Annotated in this window: 15 protein-coding genes; 6 read left to right on the forward strand and 9 right to left on the reverse strand. The window is 71.2% G+C overall.

The annotated features are described in order from the left end of the window. Window positions 1–2 precede the first annotated feature (2 nt). A complete protein-coding gene (locus OOK07_RS19025; RefSeq protein ID WP_406311973.1) occupies window positions 3–3,194 on the reverse strand; it encodes a sacsin N-terminal ATP-binding-like domain-containing protein in 3,192 nt (1,063 codons plus the stop codon). 198 nt (window positions 3,195–3,392) lie between these two features. Then, window positions 3,393–4,319 (reverse strand): DUF3027 domain-containing protein, encoded by a 927-nt coding sequence (locus OOK07_RS19030; protein WP_266681864.1) that lies wholly within the window; start codon window positions 4,317–4,319, stop codon window positions 3,393–3,395. 333 nt (window positions 4,320–4,652) lie between these two features. Here OOK07_RS19030 and OOK07_RS19035 point away from each other — a divergent pair, with 333 nt between their 5' ends. The 4 genes from OOK07_RS19035 to OOK07_RS19050 all read left to right on the forward strand — a co-directional run bounded on the left by OOK07_RS19035 (window position 4,653) and on the right by OOK07_RS19050 (window position 8,199). After that, window positions 4,653–6,077: an MFS transporter gene (locus OOK07_RS19035; RefSeq protein WP_266797608.1), complete on the forward strand. Its 1,425-nt coding sequence runs from the start codon at window positions 4,653–4,655 to the stop codon at window positions 6,075–6,077. Between the two features lie 61 nt (window positions 6,078–6,138). After that, window positions 6,139–6,651: a DUF2771 domain-containing protein gene (locus OOK07_RS19040; RefSeq protein ID WP_266681868.1), complete on the forward strand. Its 513-nt coding sequence runs from the start codon at window positions 6,139–6,141 to the stop codon at window positions 6,649–6,651. A gap of 29 nt (window positions 6,652–6,680) precedes the next feature. Further along, entirely contained in the window at window positions 6,681–7,358 is a 678-nt protein-coding gene (locus OOK07_RS19045; protein ID WP_406311976.1) for a futalosine hydrolase, read from the forward strand. Beyond that, window positions 7,348–8,199, forward strand: coding sequence for a 1,4-dihydroxy-6-naphtoate synthase (locus OOK07_RS19050; RefSeq protein ID WP_266681872.1), 852 nt, complete (start codon window positions 7,348–7,350; stop codon window positions 8,197–8,199). Before OOK07_RS19045 ends, OOK07_RS19050 begins: the two co-directional genes overlap by 11 nt. Before the next feature lie 165 nt (window positions 8,200–8,364). On the opposite strand, the gene OOK07_RS43295 is transcribed toward OOK07_RS19050, so the two are convergent. The 3 genes from OOK07_RS43295 to OOK07_RS19065 all read right to left on the reverse strand — a co-directional run bounded on the left by OOK07_RS43295 (window position 8,365) and on the right by OOK07_RS19065 (window position 10,917). Further along, window positions 8,365–8,748 (reverse strand): cold-shock protein, encoded by a 384-nt coding sequence (locus tag OOK07_RS43295; protein ID WP_323178095.1) that lies wholly within the window; start codon window positions 8,746–8,748, stop codon window positions 8,365–8,367. 159 nt (window positions 8,749–8,907) lie between these two features. After that, complete coding sequence (locus OOK07_RS19060; RefSeq protein ID WP_323183040.1) at window positions 8,908–9,234, reverse strand: recombinase family protein; 327 nt, start codon at window positions 9,232–9,234, stop codon at window positions 8,908–8,910. A 24-nt stretch (window positions 9,235–9,258) separates the two neighbouring features. Continuing rightward, the gene (locus OOK07_RS19065) at window positions 9,259–10,917 is read right to left on the reverse strand and encodes a recombinase family protein (RefSeq protein ID WP_266797610.1); all 1,659 of its coding nucleotides are present in this window, start codon (window positions 10,915–10,917) and stop codon (window positions 9,259–9,261) included. 225 nt (window positions 10,918–11,142) lie between these two features. Between OOK07_RS19065 and OOK07_RS19070 the strand changes: the two genes are divergently transcribed. Continuing rightward, window positions 11,143–11,391 (forward strand): hypothetical protein, encoded by a 249-nt coding sequence (locus OOK07_RS19070; RefSeq protein ID WP_266516659.1) that lies wholly within the window; start codon window positions 11,143–11,145, stop codon window positions 11,389–11,391. Here OOK07_RS19070 and OOK07_RS19075 read toward each other — a convergent pair. From OOK07_RS19075 to OOK07_RS19090, 4 genes are all read right to left on the reverse strand, one after another. After that, window positions 11,370–12,014, reverse strand: a complete 645-nt coding sequence (locus OOK07_RS19075) for an HAD family hydrolase (protein ID WP_266797611.1) — start codon at window positions 12,012–12,014, stop codon at window positions 11,370–11,372. The two genes, OOK07_RS19070 and OOK07_RS19075, sit on opposite strands and share 22 nt — an antisense overlap. A 72-nt stretch (window positions 12,015–12,086) precedes the next feature. Beyond that, window positions 12,087–13,082, reverse strand: a complete 996-nt coding sequence (locus OOK07_RS19080; RefSeq protein WP_266797613.1) for a hypothetical protein — start codon at window positions 13,080–13,082, stop codon at window positions 12,087–12,089. 98 nt (window positions 13,083–13,180) lie between these two features. Then, window positions 13,181–14,638, reverse strand: a complete 1,458-nt coding sequence (gene tnpB / locus OOK07_RS19085; protein ID WP_266797615.1) for an IS607 family element RNA-guided endonuclease TnpB — start codon at window positions 14,636–14,638, stop codon at window positions 13,181–13,183. Further along, window positions 14,635–15,213, reverse strand: a complete 579-nt coding sequence (locus OOK07_RS19090) for an IS607 family transposase (protein ID WP_266681882.1) — start codon at window positions 15,211–15,213, stop codon at window positions 14,635–14,637. Before OOK07_RS19090 ends, tnpB begins: the two co-directional genes overlap by 4 nt. 291 nt (window positions 15,214–15,504) lie before the next feature. On the opposite strand from OOK07_RS19090, the gene OOK07_RS19095 reads away from it, so the two are divergent. Continuing rightward, complete coding sequence (locus tag OOK07_RS19095) at window positions 15,505–18,033, forward strand: helicase C-terminal domain-containing protein (RefSeq protein ID WP_266797617.1); 2,529 nt, start codon at window positions 15,505–15,507, stop codon at window positions 18,031–18,033. Window positions 18,034–18,063 lie beyond the last annotated feature (30 nt).

An 18,063-nucleotide genomic window follows, 5' to 3' on the forward strand; every position in this document is an offset into this window, starting at 1 on the left:
GGTCAGTCGAACCAGCGGTCCCGCGCCAGCTCCTCCGTCCGCGACGGATCCTCCAGCAGCGCCGCCACCTCGAAGCGCCTCGGCCACTGCCCGGCGGCCCAGGCGAGCCCCGCGGCGACGCCCTCCAGGGTGGCCGCGTGCAGCACCCCGTCGCCGGTCAGCCGCCAGTCCAACTCCACGCCGGCGACAACGAGTTCCTCGTGCTCGACATACGTCGCGGGGGTACGGGCGCCCAGCAGCCCCCGTACCGAGTCCGGTACGTCGTGCTCGGTGCCCTCGGAGTCGACCTCGCCGGTGACGTTCTCGCTCAGCCGCCGCACCTGGAACAGCTCCGCCAGGTCGGCCGCCCGCGCCGGGCGTACCGGCAGCAGCGGGACACCCTCGGTGAAGGGCAGCAGGTCGGGCGAGTCCACGACCACGGCGTCCGCGGCGTCCACGACCCCGACCCGGCCGTCGACCACGGCACGCAGCTCGTCCGGCAGGGTCACCTGATCGGGCTCCAGGTCGGCCAACGCGCCGTAGAGCGCGTGCAGTTGGGCGCCCGTGACCTCGCGCTCGGGGTCGGCGAGCCGGTCGAGCAGCTCCGCCGCGCCGCCCGGCTCGTCGAGCAGCGCGGCCACGGAGGTGCGCACGCCGAGCGACCGCAGCACCTGCTCGTCGCCGAACCCGGTCGCGTCGGCCTCGTCGTAGAGCCCGCGCAGAAGGGGGTCCCCGCCGGAGGCGAGCAGACCGGCCGGCCGCCGTCCGTCGAGCACCGGGTGCCCGCGCAGCCACCAGGCCGTGTAGGGCCGTACGACCTCGTGCGTGCCGTCGGGCAGCAGGATCCGCATCGGCTGGGTGAGCGCGTCCCGCAGCGGCGGCCTGGCCAGCATGGCCAGGGCCTGCGGCCACTTGTCGTCGTCCACGAGGTCCAGGTCCCGTACGGCGACCAGCTCGGTGGCGACCGGCGGTACGGGCGTGTCCGGGAACCGGTCGAGGACGTCCTCGCTCCAGACGTCCACGGCGTCGAGGAGACCCGCGTCGTCGGGCTCGGCGAAGTCGCCGTCCCTGGGCTCCAGTTCGTCGGGGTCCAACACCACATCCGTTGCCCGCACGAGGGCGAAGCCGGCCAGCACACCGCACGCGGCCAGCGGCTGCTCACCCCACCTGTCGGCCAACTCGGCGTCGACGGTCGCTAGTTCACCTTCCCGGATGACCTGGTGGAAGGGGCTGCCGGGGAAGACGAGTTCACCGGCGGGCGCCGGCTCCCCGTCCTCGTCCGGGAGCGCGAGTGCGCCGAGCCAGGGCTCGTCCCCGGGATCCAGCGCCGCGTCCCGCACCAGCGCGAGGACGGTGTCGGCCAGTTCCTCCGCGTCGGGCGCGTCCTGCTCCCAGTCCAGCCCGCCCTCGTCGTCGAGGGAGGCCGCGACGGCGGCACGGACCTGCGGGGTGGTGAGGACGGCACGAGGCGTCGCCGGAAGCGCGCCGAGTTTCTCCAGCAGGGGGTGCGTGGCCTCCGGGTGGGCGACCTTCAGCCCGAGCCGGGCGAGCACCTCCGGATCGGTGGTCGTGGCATCCGGCGAGGGCAGCAGCACCTGGCGGGGGCCGAGGGTCGTACGTCCGTCGGCGAGCGGCACGGGAAGGCCGGACAGCCGGTCCGGATCGACCCCGGCGAGGCTGTCGTAGAGCCGCCACCACCAGCCGGGCTCCTTCTCCAGCCCCGCGAGCCGGTCGACGGCGTCGGCGAGCGGCACCCGGGCGACGCCCAACGTCCGCAGCTCCGACCGCCGTTCGAGCCCGGCGGGCAGCAGGGTGGGCAGCACCTCGGCCAGCACCCGCACGGTGTCGGCACCGGCGCCCTCGATGATCTCGGCGTCACGGGGACGGAGGGAGCCGCCGGAGTGGAGGTCCCGATCCCGCTCCCCGGCCGGTTCGGAGCCGGCGAGACCGTCGATGGGCTCGCCGGGTCCGGCGGCGTCCTGGCCTTCGGCGGGTGCGACGGCCGGCGGCAGGAAGGAGGTCCGAGGGAGCCGCTCCAGGATCGCCGCGCGCAGGGCGCCGTCCAACTCCCCCTTCCCCAGCGGGCCGGGGACGAGACCGATGATGCCCTCGGTCACCGGGAACCAGTCGGCGAGGAGTGCGACGTAGGCGTCGGCCGCGCGCTGGACGAGGAAGTCGGTCAGCGGGCCGGGGGCCGCGCGCCGGCGGGTGGTGTCGAGGGGGAAGGACCCGATGAGGAGGGCCGGGACGCCGAGGGGCTCGTCGCTGGGTGTGGGGGCGTGCACGACGGGGCTGGTACGGGGGTGGGCCGGGCTGCCGTCGGAGTCGGCCGGCACGGCCCAGGTGACGGACCAGTGGGGGCGCAGCCGCTCCTCCACCGGACGGTCGGCGAGGAGGTCCGCGGTGAGGGGGCCCTGCGCGGAGACGGTACGCCAGCGGGTGGTGCCGTTGCGGGTGTCTTCCAGGACGGTGAAGGGGCCGTCCGTGCCGCGGCGCAGAGTGCGGACGTCGTCGGTCTCCACCACGACCTCCTCCAGGCCCGGCAGGGCGAGGAGCAGGGCGTCGTCGACGGCCTCCAGCAGCCGCTCGGCGAGGTCGGCCGCGGCCGGGTCACGCAGCGGGAGGATGACGACGGTGTCGTACGACTCCGGGGCGGACCCCTCGGCGGCGAAGGGCAGCCGCAGCAGCGGAACGTGTCCGTCCCTGCGCCGGATCTCGTCCCCCAGCCCCGGGCTGTACCGCGCCGTGTCCGCGGCCAGCCCACGGGCCTCGGCGAGCGACCAGCGCACACCGCCGTGCCGGCCTACGACCGCGGGCTCGTCAGTGACGGCGATCACGGCCGCGAACCCGACGCCGAACCGGCCGACGGCGCCTTCGTGGGTGTCCCGCTTCGCGGAGGCACGCAGGGTCGCGAGCGACTCGACACCGGCCGCGTCCAGCGGGGCACCGGTGTTGGCGGCGACGAGAACGCCGTCGCGGAGGGTGAGCCGCAGGCGTCCGGGGACTCCCGCGCGAGCCGCCGCGTCCGCCGCGTTCTGAGCGAGCTCGACGACGAGCCGGTCCCGGTAACCGCCGAGGACGAGGTCCTCCTCGGCGTTGGCGTCCTCGCGGAAACGGGCCGGGCTGGTGGCCCAGGCGTCCAGGACTCCGCGGCGCAGACGGGCGGTGCCGAACGGGTCCGCGCCCTCGGGGGCCGGCCGCACGAACTTGCTCACGTTGACTCTCCTCATCGGCCCACTTCGGCGTGAGCACGAAGGTACCGCGAGATGTTCACCGCCCCTGCCGCCCCTGCCCGTCCCATCCGCAGGGGCGCAGCCCGTTTCAGCCCGTCCGGCGTTCGAGGACGAGGCCGCAGGCCGGCGGGGGTCTGGGGGCGCAGCCCCCGGGACGCGCACCCCCACGCACCCGCAGACCTACGAGTGCCCCAGGTCCGCCGCTTCCCCGTCGGAGACGACCGGGACGGAACCCGAGTCCGCCGCCGGCCGCAGCGGGAACGGATCCACCCGCGTCTCGTCGATCACGGGAGGCGCCGGCTGCGGCGGCTTGGGCATGACGGCCGCCTCGGAGTGCCCACCGCAGCCGTACGAAAGAGAGACCACCCGGCCGTCGGCCGGTGAGAACTCGTTGGCGCAGACGCCGAACGCCTGGCCCAGCGAGCCGCCGATCGGCTGGAGGAAGCCACAGCTCGCACAGGACGCGGGGGCCGCCTGGGCCATCGGCGTCTTGGAGCCGTACGCCTCGTCCCAGCGGTCCGCGGCGACATGCAGCCCGTAGCGGGACAGGACCCGGGCGCGGCGCACGCCCAGTTCCTCGGCGACGGCCGCGATGGAGCCACGGGACGGGGCGATGGGCAGGCTCGCGGGGGTGCCCGCGGTGATCTCCGCGTCCTCCGCCTCGGCCAGCTCCGCCAGCTCCTCGGAGAGCGGCGAGTTCGGCGGCGGCTCCTCCGCGCCGGTGAAGCCGGGCTCCAGACGCAGGTCCTCGGCGTCGGTGGGCAGAAGATCCCCCGGGCCCATGTCGCCGGGGCGCAGCCGCTCGCTCCACGGCACCCACTCGGGAGCGAGCAGCGCGTCCGAGCCGGGCAGCATGACGACCTCGTCCAGCGTGACGAACTTGGCGCGGGAGGCGCGCGCGACCGTCACGGCCCAGCGCCAGCCCCGGTACCCGAGTTCCTTGCACTCGAAGAAGTGCGTGACAACACGGTCGCCCTCGGACTCCAGGCCCAGGTGCTCGCCCACCACCCCGGGCGCGGCAGCCTCCTCGGCTGCGGTACGGGCGAGGTCGACGGCCTCCGCGCACAGGCGGTCAGGGGTGCGGCTTCGCGTTGTCGCTGCGCTCACAGGTATCGCTTCTCTCCTACGCCGTCACTCGGGTGCGCCGGCCTGAAGGCGATGGGAGCGGACGGAGCGGACCGAAGGACCGCGTCGACGTCCGCGCCCGATCGCACTCGGGCGCACCTCATACATCCATTCTGCGGGATGTCCGAGAGGCGCGCGGCCGAGAACGTTCGCCACGACGCGCTACGCACGCTACCTTCTCGCGACCGCTCGGCCTACACCGACGGGACGTTTCCCCCCGCGGGCCTGGCAAGTACCGGGGAAATACACAGGAAGTACGCGCCCATACGCGCGGTAACCCCACTACACACAGCTTTCTCGGGGCACTATGACGGAGTGGCAACCGCAAGGACACCCCAAGGAGCCACCGGGGTCGGTGGGGTCAAGGGCAGCAGTCGTGGTGGCGGTTCGGGCCGGTTCGGCGGGTCCGTCCGCGCGGTCGGCCGTGCCCTGCACTTCCCGTTCACCGGAACCGCCCGCGGGATCCGGAAGGCGACCCACGCGCACGGCGCCGGCGAGTCCGGCCTCGGCAAACTGATCGAACTGCACGCGGTGAACGGCGCCGGGGACGTCATGATCACCGTCGCCCTCGCCTCCACCGTCTTCTTCTCCGTCCCCACCGACGAGGCACGGGGGCGTGTCGCGCTCTACCTGGCGATCACCATGGCGCCGTTCACGGTGCTCGCCCCGGTCGTCGGACCGCTCCTCGACCGGCTCCCCCACGGCCGCCGCGCCGCGATGGCCGGCTCGATGCTCGCCCGGGCGCTGCTCGCGCTGATCATCGCCGGGGCCGTCTCCACCGGCAGCCTGGAGCTGTATCCGGCCGCGCTGGGCGTACTGGTCGCGTCGAAGGCGTACGGGGTGGTCAGAAGCGCGGTCGTGCCCCGGCTGCTGCCACCCAGGTTCTCCCTCGTGAAGGCCAACTCCCGGGTCACGCTCGGCGGGCTCCTCGCCACCGGTGTCGCGGCGCCCATCGGGGCGGGCCTGCATACGATCGGCCCGCGCTGGCCGCTGTACGGCGCCTTCGTGATCTACATCTGGGGCATGTTCCTGTCCTTCACCCTGCCGCCGAAGGTCGACTCGGCCAAGGGCGAGCACACGGCGCTGCTCGCGGCGGACGCGGACCATCTGCACGGGCCGCACCTCAAGCCGGTGAAGCGGCCCGGCCTTCGCACGGTCGGCCTCGCGGTGACCCATGCGCTCGGCGCCAACGCGGCCCTGCGCTGGCTGTCCGGGTTCCTGACCTTCTTCCTCGCCTTCCTGCTGCGCGAGCACCCGCTGACCGGCTCCAGCGCGGCCGTCTCGCTGGGCATAGTGGCCGTCGCGGCGGGCGCGGGCAACGCGCTCGGTACGGCGGTCGGGGCATGGCTGAGACAGCGGGCGCCGGAGATCATCATCGTCGCGGTCCTGCCGATCGTGCTCGCCGCCGCGATCACGGCCGCGATCTTCTTCGGGGCGTTCCTGGTGGCGTGTCTGGCCGCGTTCGCCGGGTTCTCGCAGGCGCTGGCCAAGCTGTCCCTGGACGCGCTGATCCAGCGGGACGTGCCCGAGACGGTGCGCCCCTCGGCGTTCGCCCGCTCCGAGACCATGCTGCAGATGGCCTGGGTGCTGGGCGGCGCCATCGGCATCGTGATGCCCCTCAACGGAGCGGCGGGGCTGAGCCTGGCCGCCGCGGTCATCGCCCTCGGCTGGGTCACCACCGCCCGCGGGCTGATCGGCTCGGCCCATCAGGGGAGCGCCTCGAAGCCCCGCGTGGCGTAACACACAGGCATGCCGCCCCCCACGTGGGGGGCGCGCCGCAGGTGCCCGATAACCTTCGCCCATGACCTCGATGCCACGCGGCGGAGCCGCAAATGTCCGCGCCGCTGTGCGACGCCGCCACGCCGTCGCCGCCGCCGGCGCCGTTTCTGCCGGACTGCTCGTCCTGACCGCGTGCGACAAGCCGACGCCGGTCTCCACGATCACGGTCGGCCGCTCCTCCGTCAGCGCGCAGGCCACCTGTGGTGGCGAGGGCAAGTCCCTGCAGGCCGCGGACCTCGCGAAGTGTCTGAAGGACAAGGACATCAAGTCCATCAAGGTCGACCCCGACGACACCGTCCGCTTCGGCGTCGACCCCGACATCGCCGACAAGCGGTGGACGATCCTGATGAACGGTCAGCCCCTGACCGAGGACAGCGGCAAGACCTACCGCACCGTCCCGGGCAGCGTCTTCTTCAACCAGCAGTACGGCGCCACCGGCAACTCCACCCTGGTCACCATCAAGGCGGGCGACGGCAAGAAGAGCGGCAGCACGGTCACCGGCCTGTGGTCCTTCAAGCTCAAGAAGAACGACTGACCCCGACGTCCACGCCGTCCATACGGTCGATGTCGTCGATGCGTTCCGTACGCGTCCTCGTGGCCACCGCGGTCCCCGCCGAACGGGACGCGGTGGCACGGGCGTTCACAGGTGACGGCCGGGTCGTGATCGCCGCCGGTGTGGGCCCCGCCCTCGCCGCCGCCTCCACCGCGACCGCCCTCACCACCGCCGCCCTGCGCGGCAGCCCGTACGACCTCGTCTTCTCCGCCGGGATCGCCGGCGGGTTCCGGCCCGAGGCCCCCGTCGGCTGCCTCGTCGTCGCCGACGAGATCACCGCGGCCGATCTGGGCGCCGAGACCGCCGAGGGCTTCGTACCGGTCACGGACCTCGGCTTCGGCACCGTCACCCACCGTCCGCCGGAAGCACTCGTACGAGAGCTCGCGGCCGCCACCGGCGCCCGCCCCGGAGTCGTCCTCACCGTCTCCACGGTGACCGGCACCGCCGAGCGCGCCGCGGCGCTCCGTGCCCGCCACCCCCGTGCGCTCGCCGAGGCCATGGAGGGCTTCGGGGTGGCCGAGGCGGCCGCCGCGCACGGTGTGCCCGTGGTGGAGCTGCGCGCGGTCTCCAACCCCGTCGGCCCGCGCGACCGCGCCGCGTGGCGCATCGGCGACGCCCTCGCGGCCCTGACCGAGGCATTCGGGAAGATTGCGCCCGTCCTGGAGAGTTGGAAACAGCATGACCTCTGAGCGCCCGCTGCAGACCGCGTACTCGCCCTGCCCGAACGACACCTTCGTCTTCGACGCCCTCGCCCACGGCCGCGTGCCGGACGCGCCCGCGCTCGACGTGACCTTCGCGGACATCGACATCACCAACGGCATGGCCGAGCGCGGCGAGTCCGACGTGCTGAAGGTGTCGTACGCCGTGCTGCCGTACGTCCTCGGCGAGTACGCGCTGCTGCCGTGCGGGGGTGCGCTGGGCCGGGGCTGCGGTCCCCTGGTGCTGACCCGGGAGGCGGGCGGGGGACTCACCGGCCGTACGGTCGCCGTGCCGAGCGAGAGGTCGACGGCGTACCTGCTGTTCCGTCTGTGGGCGGCGGACACGGTCCCCGGCGGGGTGGGCGAGATCGTCGTCATGCCGTTCCACGAGATCATGCCTGCGGTGCGGGACGGGAAGGTCGACGCGGGGCTCGTCATCCACGAGGCACGCTTCACCTACCAGAACTACGGGCTGCACAAGCTCGCGGACATGGGTGAGCACTGGGAGCGCACGACCGGACTGCCGATCCCGCTGGGCGCGATCATCGCGAAGCGCTCACTGGGCGCCGAGACCCTGACGGGCCTGGCCGACGCGATCCGCACCTCCGTACGCGCCGCCTGGGACGACCCCGAGGCCTCCCGCCCGTACGTCATGGAACACGCCCAGGAGATGGACCCGTCCGTCGCCGACCAGCACATCGGCCTCTACGTCAACGAGTTCACCGCCGACCTCGGCGAGGACGGCTACGCAGCGGTGCGGGGGCTGCTCACGCGTGCGGCGGCCGAAGGACTCGTACCGGCGCTCGGACCGGACGCCCTGTCGTTCCCCTGAACGGCAGCCGACGTACGGAGTCCGGCGCAGCCGCCCGCAGCCCCCGCAGCGGCGCAAGGACGGCAGAAAGAGGGGCCGCGTGCGACAGCCGAGGGGCTGGTGTCGCCCCTCGGCCCGGGTGTGCTCGAACTTCCGTAAGGGTTACGGGCTTTCGGTATTCCGCGGCTATACGTCCAGCTGGTCGGCGACCGCGCGCAGCAGGCCCGCGATCTTCGCGCCGGAGGCCTTGTCGGGGTAACGGCCCTTCTCGAGCATCGGCGTGATGTTCTCAAGGAGGGTCGTCAAGTCCTGGACGATGGACGCCAGTTCGTCCGGCTTCCTGCGGGTGGCGGCCGCGACCGAGGGGGTGGGGTCCAAGACGGTGACCGAGAGTGCCTGGTCGCCACGCTGGCCGGCGACGACGCCGAACTCGACTCGCTGGCCCGGCTTGAGTGTCTCGACTCCGGCGGGGAGGACCGAGGAATGGACGAAGACGTCACCGCCGTCGTCGCGGGAGAGAAAGCCGAAGCCCTTCTCACTGTTGAACCACTTGACCTTGCCGGTTGGCAAAGCACACGCTCCCTCGATCGCTCCCGGACTGGCCGGACACCCTTGATCTGCCGTTGAGACAGCCTACCGGGGGTCTCTCCAGCCGAACACGCCTTAAAACGAGACTGAGCCCCTACCAGTGAAGGCAGAGGCTCAAAGTGGTGCAGGAAGCGTGAGGGGCTACCCAATGCGCCGGTAGAGCGTCGCGCGGGAGACTCCGAGAGCCTTGGCAATGGCAGTGATGCTCTCCCCCTTGGCCTTACGAGCCTTGGCCACAGTCAGCACGTCCTCAGTGATGACGGACGGACGTCCACCGGTACGCCCCTGAGCCTTGGCAGCGTCCAGACCGGCGCGGGTGCGCTCCACGATCATGTCTCGCTCAAGCTCAGCAAAGGCAACCATCATGGTGAAAAAGAACTTGCCTTCCCCCTTGGGCGAGTAGTTACCGGCGAGAGTTCCAGTGAGGATGCGGAGCGCGATTCCACGGGAGTGCAGATCCTCAGCAATGTCTTATCTTTATGTCCTCTCCCTTTACATTGCCCCGAGTTCTTCTAGGAATGAGGGGACGGGCTCCAATTCCAGACCTGGGAACTCCCTTAGTTCGGGATTAGTCCAGTGCGCCGGTACGTTCTGGCTAATCAAGGGCCTATCCATTCCCTCTGCCTTATTCAGGCGCAGCTCTTGTGCCATGGTCTGGATATCCCCTAGGTCAATGACCATTCCCAGGTCATTCGGCATGTCGCCTTTCTTCCAAGCCCAGACCTTTACGTCGTAGGTGCGGAGAAAATCCCGACGGTCTTCCTGGTCTTTGGCTGCCCAGACGTCCCCGTACTTCTTTCCCATGGGCTTGAGAGCCGGGTTAGCCCTTTCCTCTTCCTGCTTGGCCAGGAGAGCAACCTTTGCCGACAGACTCTTGTGCATACGGCGGTAGGACTCTTCCTGTCCCTCTCCGTCGTACTCCCCCGCCAGGAAGTCAGCTTCCAGCTTTTCCAGGCGTGCCTTTGCCGCCTGGAGTTCCCTTGCCTGAGAGGGTCCCGTACCGACTCGCTCGTACATGTCCCACGTACCTACGCTGTCACGGATTGCCTGGTCAACCGCAGCGTCGAGAGCGTCAGCACGGATGTACAAGCCGTCCGTACACGCTCCACCCTTGAACTTATTGGAGCAGCGGTAATACCTGTGCCCCGGAATTCGCTCTCCGTCTTTCCTGGTGTGTCCGGAATTCAGGAGAGAAGTAACCGGCGCTCCACAGTTACCGCAGCGCGCAATACTGGAAAGGAGACTCTTTGCGCTGACTCGGGTTCCACCCGTATAGGCATTGGGAGCGGGCTTAATCCTGTCGACCAGGTCTGTCCATTCATCCATGGAAGCCAAAGGCTTTTCAGGAAGAATGACCGGCTCTCCCTGGTCATCTAGAATGGCCTCGCCCTTATAGGCGTAGATACCAGGAACCCAAGAGGAACGGATGAACTTATTGATGATGGTTGACTGCCATTGAGTTCCCTTGGTTTCCTCCCCCTTCAATTTCCGGAGGTGGTCACCCCACGTGAGTACGCCACGGCCGTTGAAGTCTCGGGAAATCCTGTGTGTGGACTGTCCCTCACGGACGCGAGTGAAGATCTCTTCCACGTAGGGGTGGAAGTCCTGGTCAATCTCCAGAACCTTCCTCTTGCCACCCTCTACGGCTTTGATGCGGTAGCCGGTAGGCGGAGCACCAACGAGCCATGAACGGTTCTCCAGACGGCTCTGTACGCCGTTCAGGATGCGTGCCTGAACGGTGTCCCACTCAGCCTCAGCGAATACGGCAGTCATGCGCGCCATCATCTTGCCTTGGGGAGTCGAGAGGTCGAACCCCTCTTCAACACAGACGATGAACTTCCCGTTTTCCTGTGCCCACTCCAAGAGTTCGTTGAAGTGCATCGAGCGACGGGTAAGCCTGTCCATCTTGGCCGCAATGATCACGTCGAACTCATCGGCTCGGGACGTCAGCCACTTGCCGAGTCTCGGACGCTTGAACGGGGAGATGGAGCCTGAGACGTCCGTGTCCTCTGCCTCGCCCACCAGGACGCCGGACAGGAGCGGAGAGCTCACGTGGTGTCGGATCACGCCACGCTGCCACTCGATGGAGGTGGAGCCGTCCGAGTCGGCAGAGAGACGGAGACAGGCGAGGTAGCGCAGACCAGGTGTCATGGCAGGAGCGTAGCGCTCTCTGTGTGCCTAGGTGACTGGCCTGACCTTGCCGGTTGGCACCGTCTGTCCTCGTCCTCGTACTCGTCGGAAAACTGCTTCGGAAACGGCTCTTGATAGCACTGGGGCGGGTCGTCACGGACCCGCCGGTACCAAGGCTAATGCTCATCAGGCCGGTGACAAGACGTCGCCGGGTTGTTCCTTCGCGCAGGGAACTACCCTGGTCCGGTGCGTGACAAAACCCAAACGAATTCCGCCGAGCCCGGTGACCGACTGATCCGTGCCGGTGCCATCGTGTTCTTCCTCGGTGCGCTGGCCACTCTCGTCACTGTGGCTCCGCTGTTCCTCCACGCGAAGCCATTTCCGACGTACATGTTCGGACTGAGCATGCTCATGGGCGTCGGCTTCCTGATGGCGGGAGCCGGCGTGCTCCAGTCGATGGCGGCGGGCCGCCGTCAGGCGCGCGCCGGGCGGTAGTCCGCCAGCCAGCCGGGGAACTCCGTGAGGTCCCCGAGCACGACGTCCGCCCCGGCCGTGCTCAGCTCCTCGGCACTGCACGGCCCGGTCGCCACGGCGACGGACAGGGCGTCGGCCTTGCGCGCGCCGCGCACGTCCCCGGTGTGGTCGCCGACGTAGATCCCGGCCCCGTGCTCGCGCAGCGCCTCCGCCTTCTGCTCGGCCCACAGGTTGCCGACGACCTCGTCGGGGTGGATGCCCAGGTGCTCCAGGTGCAGCTTGGCGTTCGGCTCGTACTTGGCGGTCACCACGATCGCGCGCCCGCCGGCCGCGCGCACGGCGTCGATGGCCTCGGGGGCGCCGGGCATCGCAGGCGTAGGGGCGATGGCGAACGCCGGGTACATCGACCGGTACAGGTCGGACATCTCCGCCAGCCGGTCCTCGGGGAACCAGTTGACCAACTCCTCGGCGAGCGGCGGCCCGAGCCGCGTCACCGCCAGGTCGGCGTCGATGTACGTCCCCGTCCGCTCGGACAGTGCCTGGTAGCAGGCGCGGATGCCGGGACGGGAGTCGATGAGGGTCATGTCGAGGTCGAAGCCGACGGTCAGGGCGGGGGCAGTCATGGAGGCAGTCGTGGAGGCCATATCGGCCATTGTGCCCAGGCCTTACGGCGGGCAGTCGGCGGGCCGGTGTGACCTACATCTTCCTCGCGCGGCCTACATCCTGCGCTGCGACCGCCACACCACGTACAGCGCGGACAGCACCGCGGCGCCGCGCACCACCCATGGCCAGGTCCCGGCGATCGCGTCGTTCATATGGCCCTGGGCGATGGGGGTGCCCCAGCGGCCGTCGTTCCTGCCCCACAGCCAGACGAGTCCGGCGGTGACCGCGAGGCCGGGCATGCCGATGACGGCCCACTTCGACTCGTTCCGAGTCAGTCGGCGGGAGGCGTAGGCGATGAGCCAGCCGAAGAGCAGGGCGAACCAGTTTCCGAGGATCGCGCCGACGACGAGCAGTCCGGCGGCGATCAGGAGGAGCGGGTTGCTCCAGCCGCCGGCGGGGAGGGAGAAGCGGCGACGACGGGCGGCGGGGCCCTCGGGCGCGGCCCCCTCCTCGGCTTCCACGGCCTTCTCGGCGGCCGGTACCGGTGCCGGTTGCTTCTCCGGCTCCTTCGGCCGCGGCGGCCTGAGCAGGTCGGGGATCTCCACGCCGCCGGTGAACCCCGGGACGCTCTCACCGAACGGTGTGCTCTCGACCCGCCACCAGTCGGCCTGGGTCGCACTGCCGCCGAGTTCCTCGGCGCTCGCCGTGTGCGGCGAAGAGGGGGCGTCGAAGAAGGCGTCGGCGGGGGCGGGCCTCTCGGGCTGGGCGGGGCGGGGGCGCGGCACGACCCGGCGCAGGCTCTTCGGCAGCCGTCTGCCGTCCTGCGGCTCGTCGTCCCGCTGCACCGGCACGTGGGCGGGGGTCCCCTGCGGGGTGGTGGCGCCGCCGCCCGCGGCCGCCACGACCTCGTCGGGGCTGCCGAGCCGGGAGAGGATGCGGCGGACGGCGGCGGGGCTGTCGACGGTCGTCTTCGCCCGTCGCCTGTCGATCTCGCCCCGCAGCTCCGACACCAGGCGCATGCGCGCGGCCGACGGCAGCTGACGCTGCTGAGCCACGTCGCCGACGCGGCTCAGATACTCGTAGACGACCTTGTCGCTCTCGATCCCCACGAAGTCCCCTCCGGGGCGGGTGTGTTGGATACCGTTGCTTTGATCATCAAGTGATCTCAGCAATCCCGGTGTTTCCGCCGGAATGGTCCGTAACGGTGTCACCAGAGTGCGAGTTGCACCCTGGTGGCTTGCTGACGGTCTCCCGTTTCCTTCCCGGCCCGGGGGCTGGGGATTGTGCCACCTGCCCGCCCCGTCCCGGCCTTGCGGCGCGGGCGGGTGGCGCGGGTCTTGTGGTCGGCTCCACGGGGCTTCGACTCCGCCTTGGCGGGGTCCAGGTCTCCGGCCACTCCGGTACCTGTGGTGCGGGCCGCGAGGGCGACCAGATTGTGTCCCGCGTTCGCGTCCCGGTCAAGGACGAGGCCGCAGTTGTCGCACTCGAAGACGCGCATGCTGAGGGGCAGTTTGGCTTTCACCACACCGCAGCGGGAGCAGGTCTTCGAGGAGGGGTACCAGCGGTCGGCGACGACGAGTCGTGTGCCGTGCCGACGGGTTTTGTAGGTGAGCTGGCGTCGGATCTCGCCGAACGCGGCATCCGCGACGCGGCGGGACAGGCGCCGGTTGCGGCCCATGCCGGCGACGTTGAGGTCTTCCACGACGATCGTGCCGTACTCGGATGCGAGGCGGGTCGTCATCTTGTGGAGGGTGTCCTCGCGGAGGTTCGCGACCCGGTGATGGATCGTGTTCCGCGCCTGGTTGGCCTTCTCCCAGCGGCGGGATGGTCGCTGCCCGGTGCGCCGGTCGGGGCCCTGACGCCGGGAGACGATACGGCTGGCGCGGCGCAGCTGCTTCAGCGCACGGTCGAGGTGGCGCGGGTTCGGCTCCTTGCCGAGGACACCATCGCTGTCCGCGAGAACGGCCAGCGTCTTGATGCCGAGGTCGATACCGGCCGCCGCGTCCGGACGGGAGACCTTCACCGGCTCGTGCTGCTGCTCAACCTGGAACGCGACGAACCAGTGGCCTCGGTCCCGGCGGACCGTCGCGGACAGGATCCGCATGTTCCCCGCGTCGATCAGGGCCCGCAGGTCAGCTCGTTTCTCGTGGAGGCGGACGGTGCCGATCCTGGGCAGGGTGATGTGCCTGCCGTCAGGCTCGATGCGGATCGTGCCAGTGGTGAACCGGCAGGTCAGGCGCGCTTTGTGTTTCGACTTGAAGCGGGGGATGCCCATCTTTGGGCCCTTGCGCTTGCCGCTCTTGGACTTCGCGTAGTTGTCGAACGCCGCCGACGCGTTAGCCAGGCCGGTGTTGTACGCCTCCTTGGAGTTCTCCTCCCACCAGCCGGCGAAGCGCGCGTTGGTGCGCTTGTCCTCGTTGAACGCCTTCCGAAGCGAGGGCAACGACCACGACCGCCACGCAGTCAGCTCGTCCGGCGGGATGCCGTACGACTGCTCGGCCTTGCGCTGCCACCACACGGCGGTGATGTACGCGACCGCCCAGTTGTACGCGGCCCGCGCGGCACCTCCGTGCGAATGCAGGTGGCGGTTGGCCGTGGCGTTCGGGTCCAGCGCAAGCTTGTGCGCGAGGACCGTGAAGCCCGGCCGCGGTGTGAACTTCTTCATCCGGCTGCCTCCGGGCCGGTGGCGACCGCGACCGCCCGGGCGGCGCGATGCATCGCGGAGCGACGGCCGTACAGGCGGGCGCACATCGAGGTCAGGACCTCGGTGATGTCCCGTACGAGGTCGTCGGCGGCCTCTGCCGGGTCCAGGACAACCAGACGCCGCCCCGTGGCCGAGAGAGCGGCTTCCAGATCCTCGACGCCGAACCGGGCGAGGCGGTCTCGGTGCTCGACCACGATCGTTCCCACACCCGGGTCGGCGAGCAGGCGGTGCAGCTTGCGGCGACGCCCGTTCAAGCCGGAGCCGACCTCCGTCACCACGTCAGCGACCGCGAGCCCCTGGCCCGTTGCACCCTGCACGGTCCGGGCGACCTGGCGCTCCAGGTCCGCTTTCTGGTCACCGGACGAGACACGGCAGTACACCACGACCCGCCCGGCGGCCTGCGGGGCGGGCTCGGTCACGAGCCATGTACCGGACGGCGTCTGGACCACCGGGACCGGCATACGGCCCTCTTTCGCCCAGGCCCACGCGGTCTGGTAGTGCACGCCATTGCGTGCTGCCCACTCAGAAAGCTTCACAACCTCACGTTATTCACTGAGGAAACCAGATATCCACTGAAAGAAATGGGAACTGTTGTTTACCCCCAGACCACGACGGTAGCGCAGGGCAACGACATCCAGCCCACGTCGGCCATTCCAGCCCGACCCGCGAGCACGCACGAGCCCACCTCGCCCAATCCAGCCCGTCCGGCCTTTGAGGACGAGGCCGAAGGGCGACGGGGTCCGGGGCGGAGCCCCCAGGGCCGCGAACCCCCACCCACCCGCAGCTACCCCGCTCAACCACCACACGCACCCGCTACCGTGAGTCAGATGAGCACCCCGGCCGCTCCGCGTTCACTCGCAGAGGCACTGCGCAACAGGGACGACGCCTCCCTGGCGGAACTGCTGCGCGCCCGTCCCGATCTCATCACCCCCGTCCCCACGGACCTCACGCAGCTGGCGACGCGCGCCGGCACGCGTGCGTCGGTCGTGCGGGCGCTGGAGCGGCTGGACCGTTTCGCGCTGCAGACGGCGCAGGCGCTGGCCGTCGCGGCGGACCCGGCCGGGTATGACGAGTTGCTCGGCCTGATGGGCGGTGACGACGGCGATCCGGCCGTCGCCACGGCGCTGCCCCGCGCCCTCGGCACCCTGCGCGAGCAGGCCCTGGTGTGGGGCGGCGACGACCGGCTGCGGCTGGTGCGCACGGCCCGTGAGCTGCTCGCGCCCTCTCCGCAGCACCCGTCGCCGACCGGGCTCGGGCCCGCGGTGCACGAGGCGACGGCGGGCATGTCGCCGGGGCGGATCCAGGAGATCGTCACGGCGGTCGGGCTGCCCAAGACGCACGACTCCGTCTCCGCCGTCGGCTCGCTCACCGCCCTGTTCGGCGACCGTACCCGGATGGCGGCGCTGCTGGCCGGGGCGCCCGAGGAGTCGCGGGAGGTGCTGGACCGGCTGGTGTGGGGGCCGCCGTACGGGCAGGTCACGGCCGATCCGGCGGCCCGGCTGCGCTGGCTGCTGGACCGCGGGCTGCTGCTGCCGACGGCGCCCGGGACGGTCGTACTCCCCCGTGAGGTGGCCCTGCATCTGCGCGGCGGCCGTGCGCACCGGGTCACCGAGCCGCGGCCGCCCGCGCCGGAGGTGACGGGCACGCACCGTCCACAGGTTGTGGACGCGACGGCGGCCGGCCAGGCGTACACGGCGCTGTCGACGGTCGAGGAGCTGCTGAAGGACTGGGACGAGGGCGGCCCGACGGTGCTGCGGGCCGGCGGCCTCAGCGTGCGCGACCTCAAGCGCACCGCCGTGGCGCTCGACGTGTCCGAGCCCGTCGCCGCCTTCTGGGTCGAACTCGCCTACGCTGCCGGGCTGCTGGCCTCCGACGGCGAGGCCGACGAGCGGTACGCGGCGACTCCGGCCCACGACGAGTGGCTGGAACAGCCGGCCGCCGAGCGCTGGGCGCGGCTGGCCCACGCGTGGCTGACGGCGACGCGGACGGCGGGCGTGGTCGGGGGCCGGGACGCGAAGGACCGGACGTTGTCGGCGCTCGGACCGGGGCTCGACCGCAGTGCCGCACCGGAGGTACGGCACCGGGTGCTGACGCTGCTGGCCGGGCTGCCCGAAGGGGCGTCGCCCGCTGCCGCCTCCGTGCTGGAGCGGCTGCGCTGGGAGCGGCCCCTGCGTGGCGCCCAGCAGGACGACGACCTGCGTGGACGGCTCGCCACCTGGGCGCTGTCGGAGGCGGAGATGCTGGGTGTGACGGGGCGGGGCGCGCTGTCGGCGCACGGGCGGGCGCTGCTCGGGGCGCCGGAGCCGAAGAAGCCCACGGCCGCGCACGCGCACACGGACGAGGGACCGGGCGACAAGCTCCCCGTCCACCATGTCCCGGTCACCGTGGAGCCCCTCTCCCCCGCCGAACAGATCACCGCGGCCGCCGTGGCCGCCCGCCTCCTCGCCCCGCTGCTGCCCGAACCCCTGGACCACGTCCTGCTCCAGGCGGATCTGACGGCTGTCGCGCCCGGCCCGCTGCGGCGGCCGCTGGCCGACATGCTGGGCCTGCTGGCGGACGTGGAGTCGAAGGGCGGGGCGACGGTGTACCGCTTCACGCCGGGCTCGGTGCGCCGCGCCCTGGACGCCGGGAACGCCGCCTCCGACCTGCACGCCTTCCTGACCGCCCACGCGCGCACCCCGGTCCCGCAGCCGCTGACGTATCTGATCGACGACGTGGCCCGCAGGCACGGGCATCTGCGGGTCGGGGCCGCCTCGGCGTATGTGCGCTGCGACGACGACGCGATGCTGAACGAGATCCTCGCCGACAAGCGCGCCGCGGGCCTGCGTCTGCGCCGCCTCGCGCCGACCGTCCTTGCCACCCAGGCCGACCCCGCCACCCTCCTCGACGGTCTGCGCGCGATGGGCTTCGCGCCGGCCGCCGAATCGGCGGAGGGCGATGTCCTGATCACCCGCGCCGACGCCCACCGCACCCCGCCCCGCGCCGCGCCCGAGCCGGTCCCGGACGGCCCGCCGACCCCCGACGCGACGCTCCTGACGGCGGCGATCCGGGCGATCCGGGCGGGCGACCTGGCCTCCACGGCCCCGCGCAAGCAGGGCCCCTCGGCCTCACCGGGCAGCGCGCTTCCGCGCACCGGCTCCGCCGAGACCCTCGCCACCATGCAGGCCGCCGTCCTGACCGGCGAGGCCCTGTGGATCGGCTACGTCAACGCCGAGGGCACCGCCAGCCAGCGCGTCATCGCCCCGATCCGCGTCGAGGGCGGCTACGTGACGGCGTACGACCACACGGCGGACGAGGTACGGACATATCCGCTGCACCGGGTGACGGGAGTGGCGGAGCTGGCCGACGAGGCGTGAACCGAGTGCCTGCCGGCTGCGATTCCGTTC

Origin of the sequence: Streptomyces sp. NBC_00078, assembly GCF_026343335.1 — a bacterium.
Classification (GTDB): Bacteria; Actinomycetota; Actinomycetes; order Streptomycetales; family Streptomycetaceae; genus Streptomyces.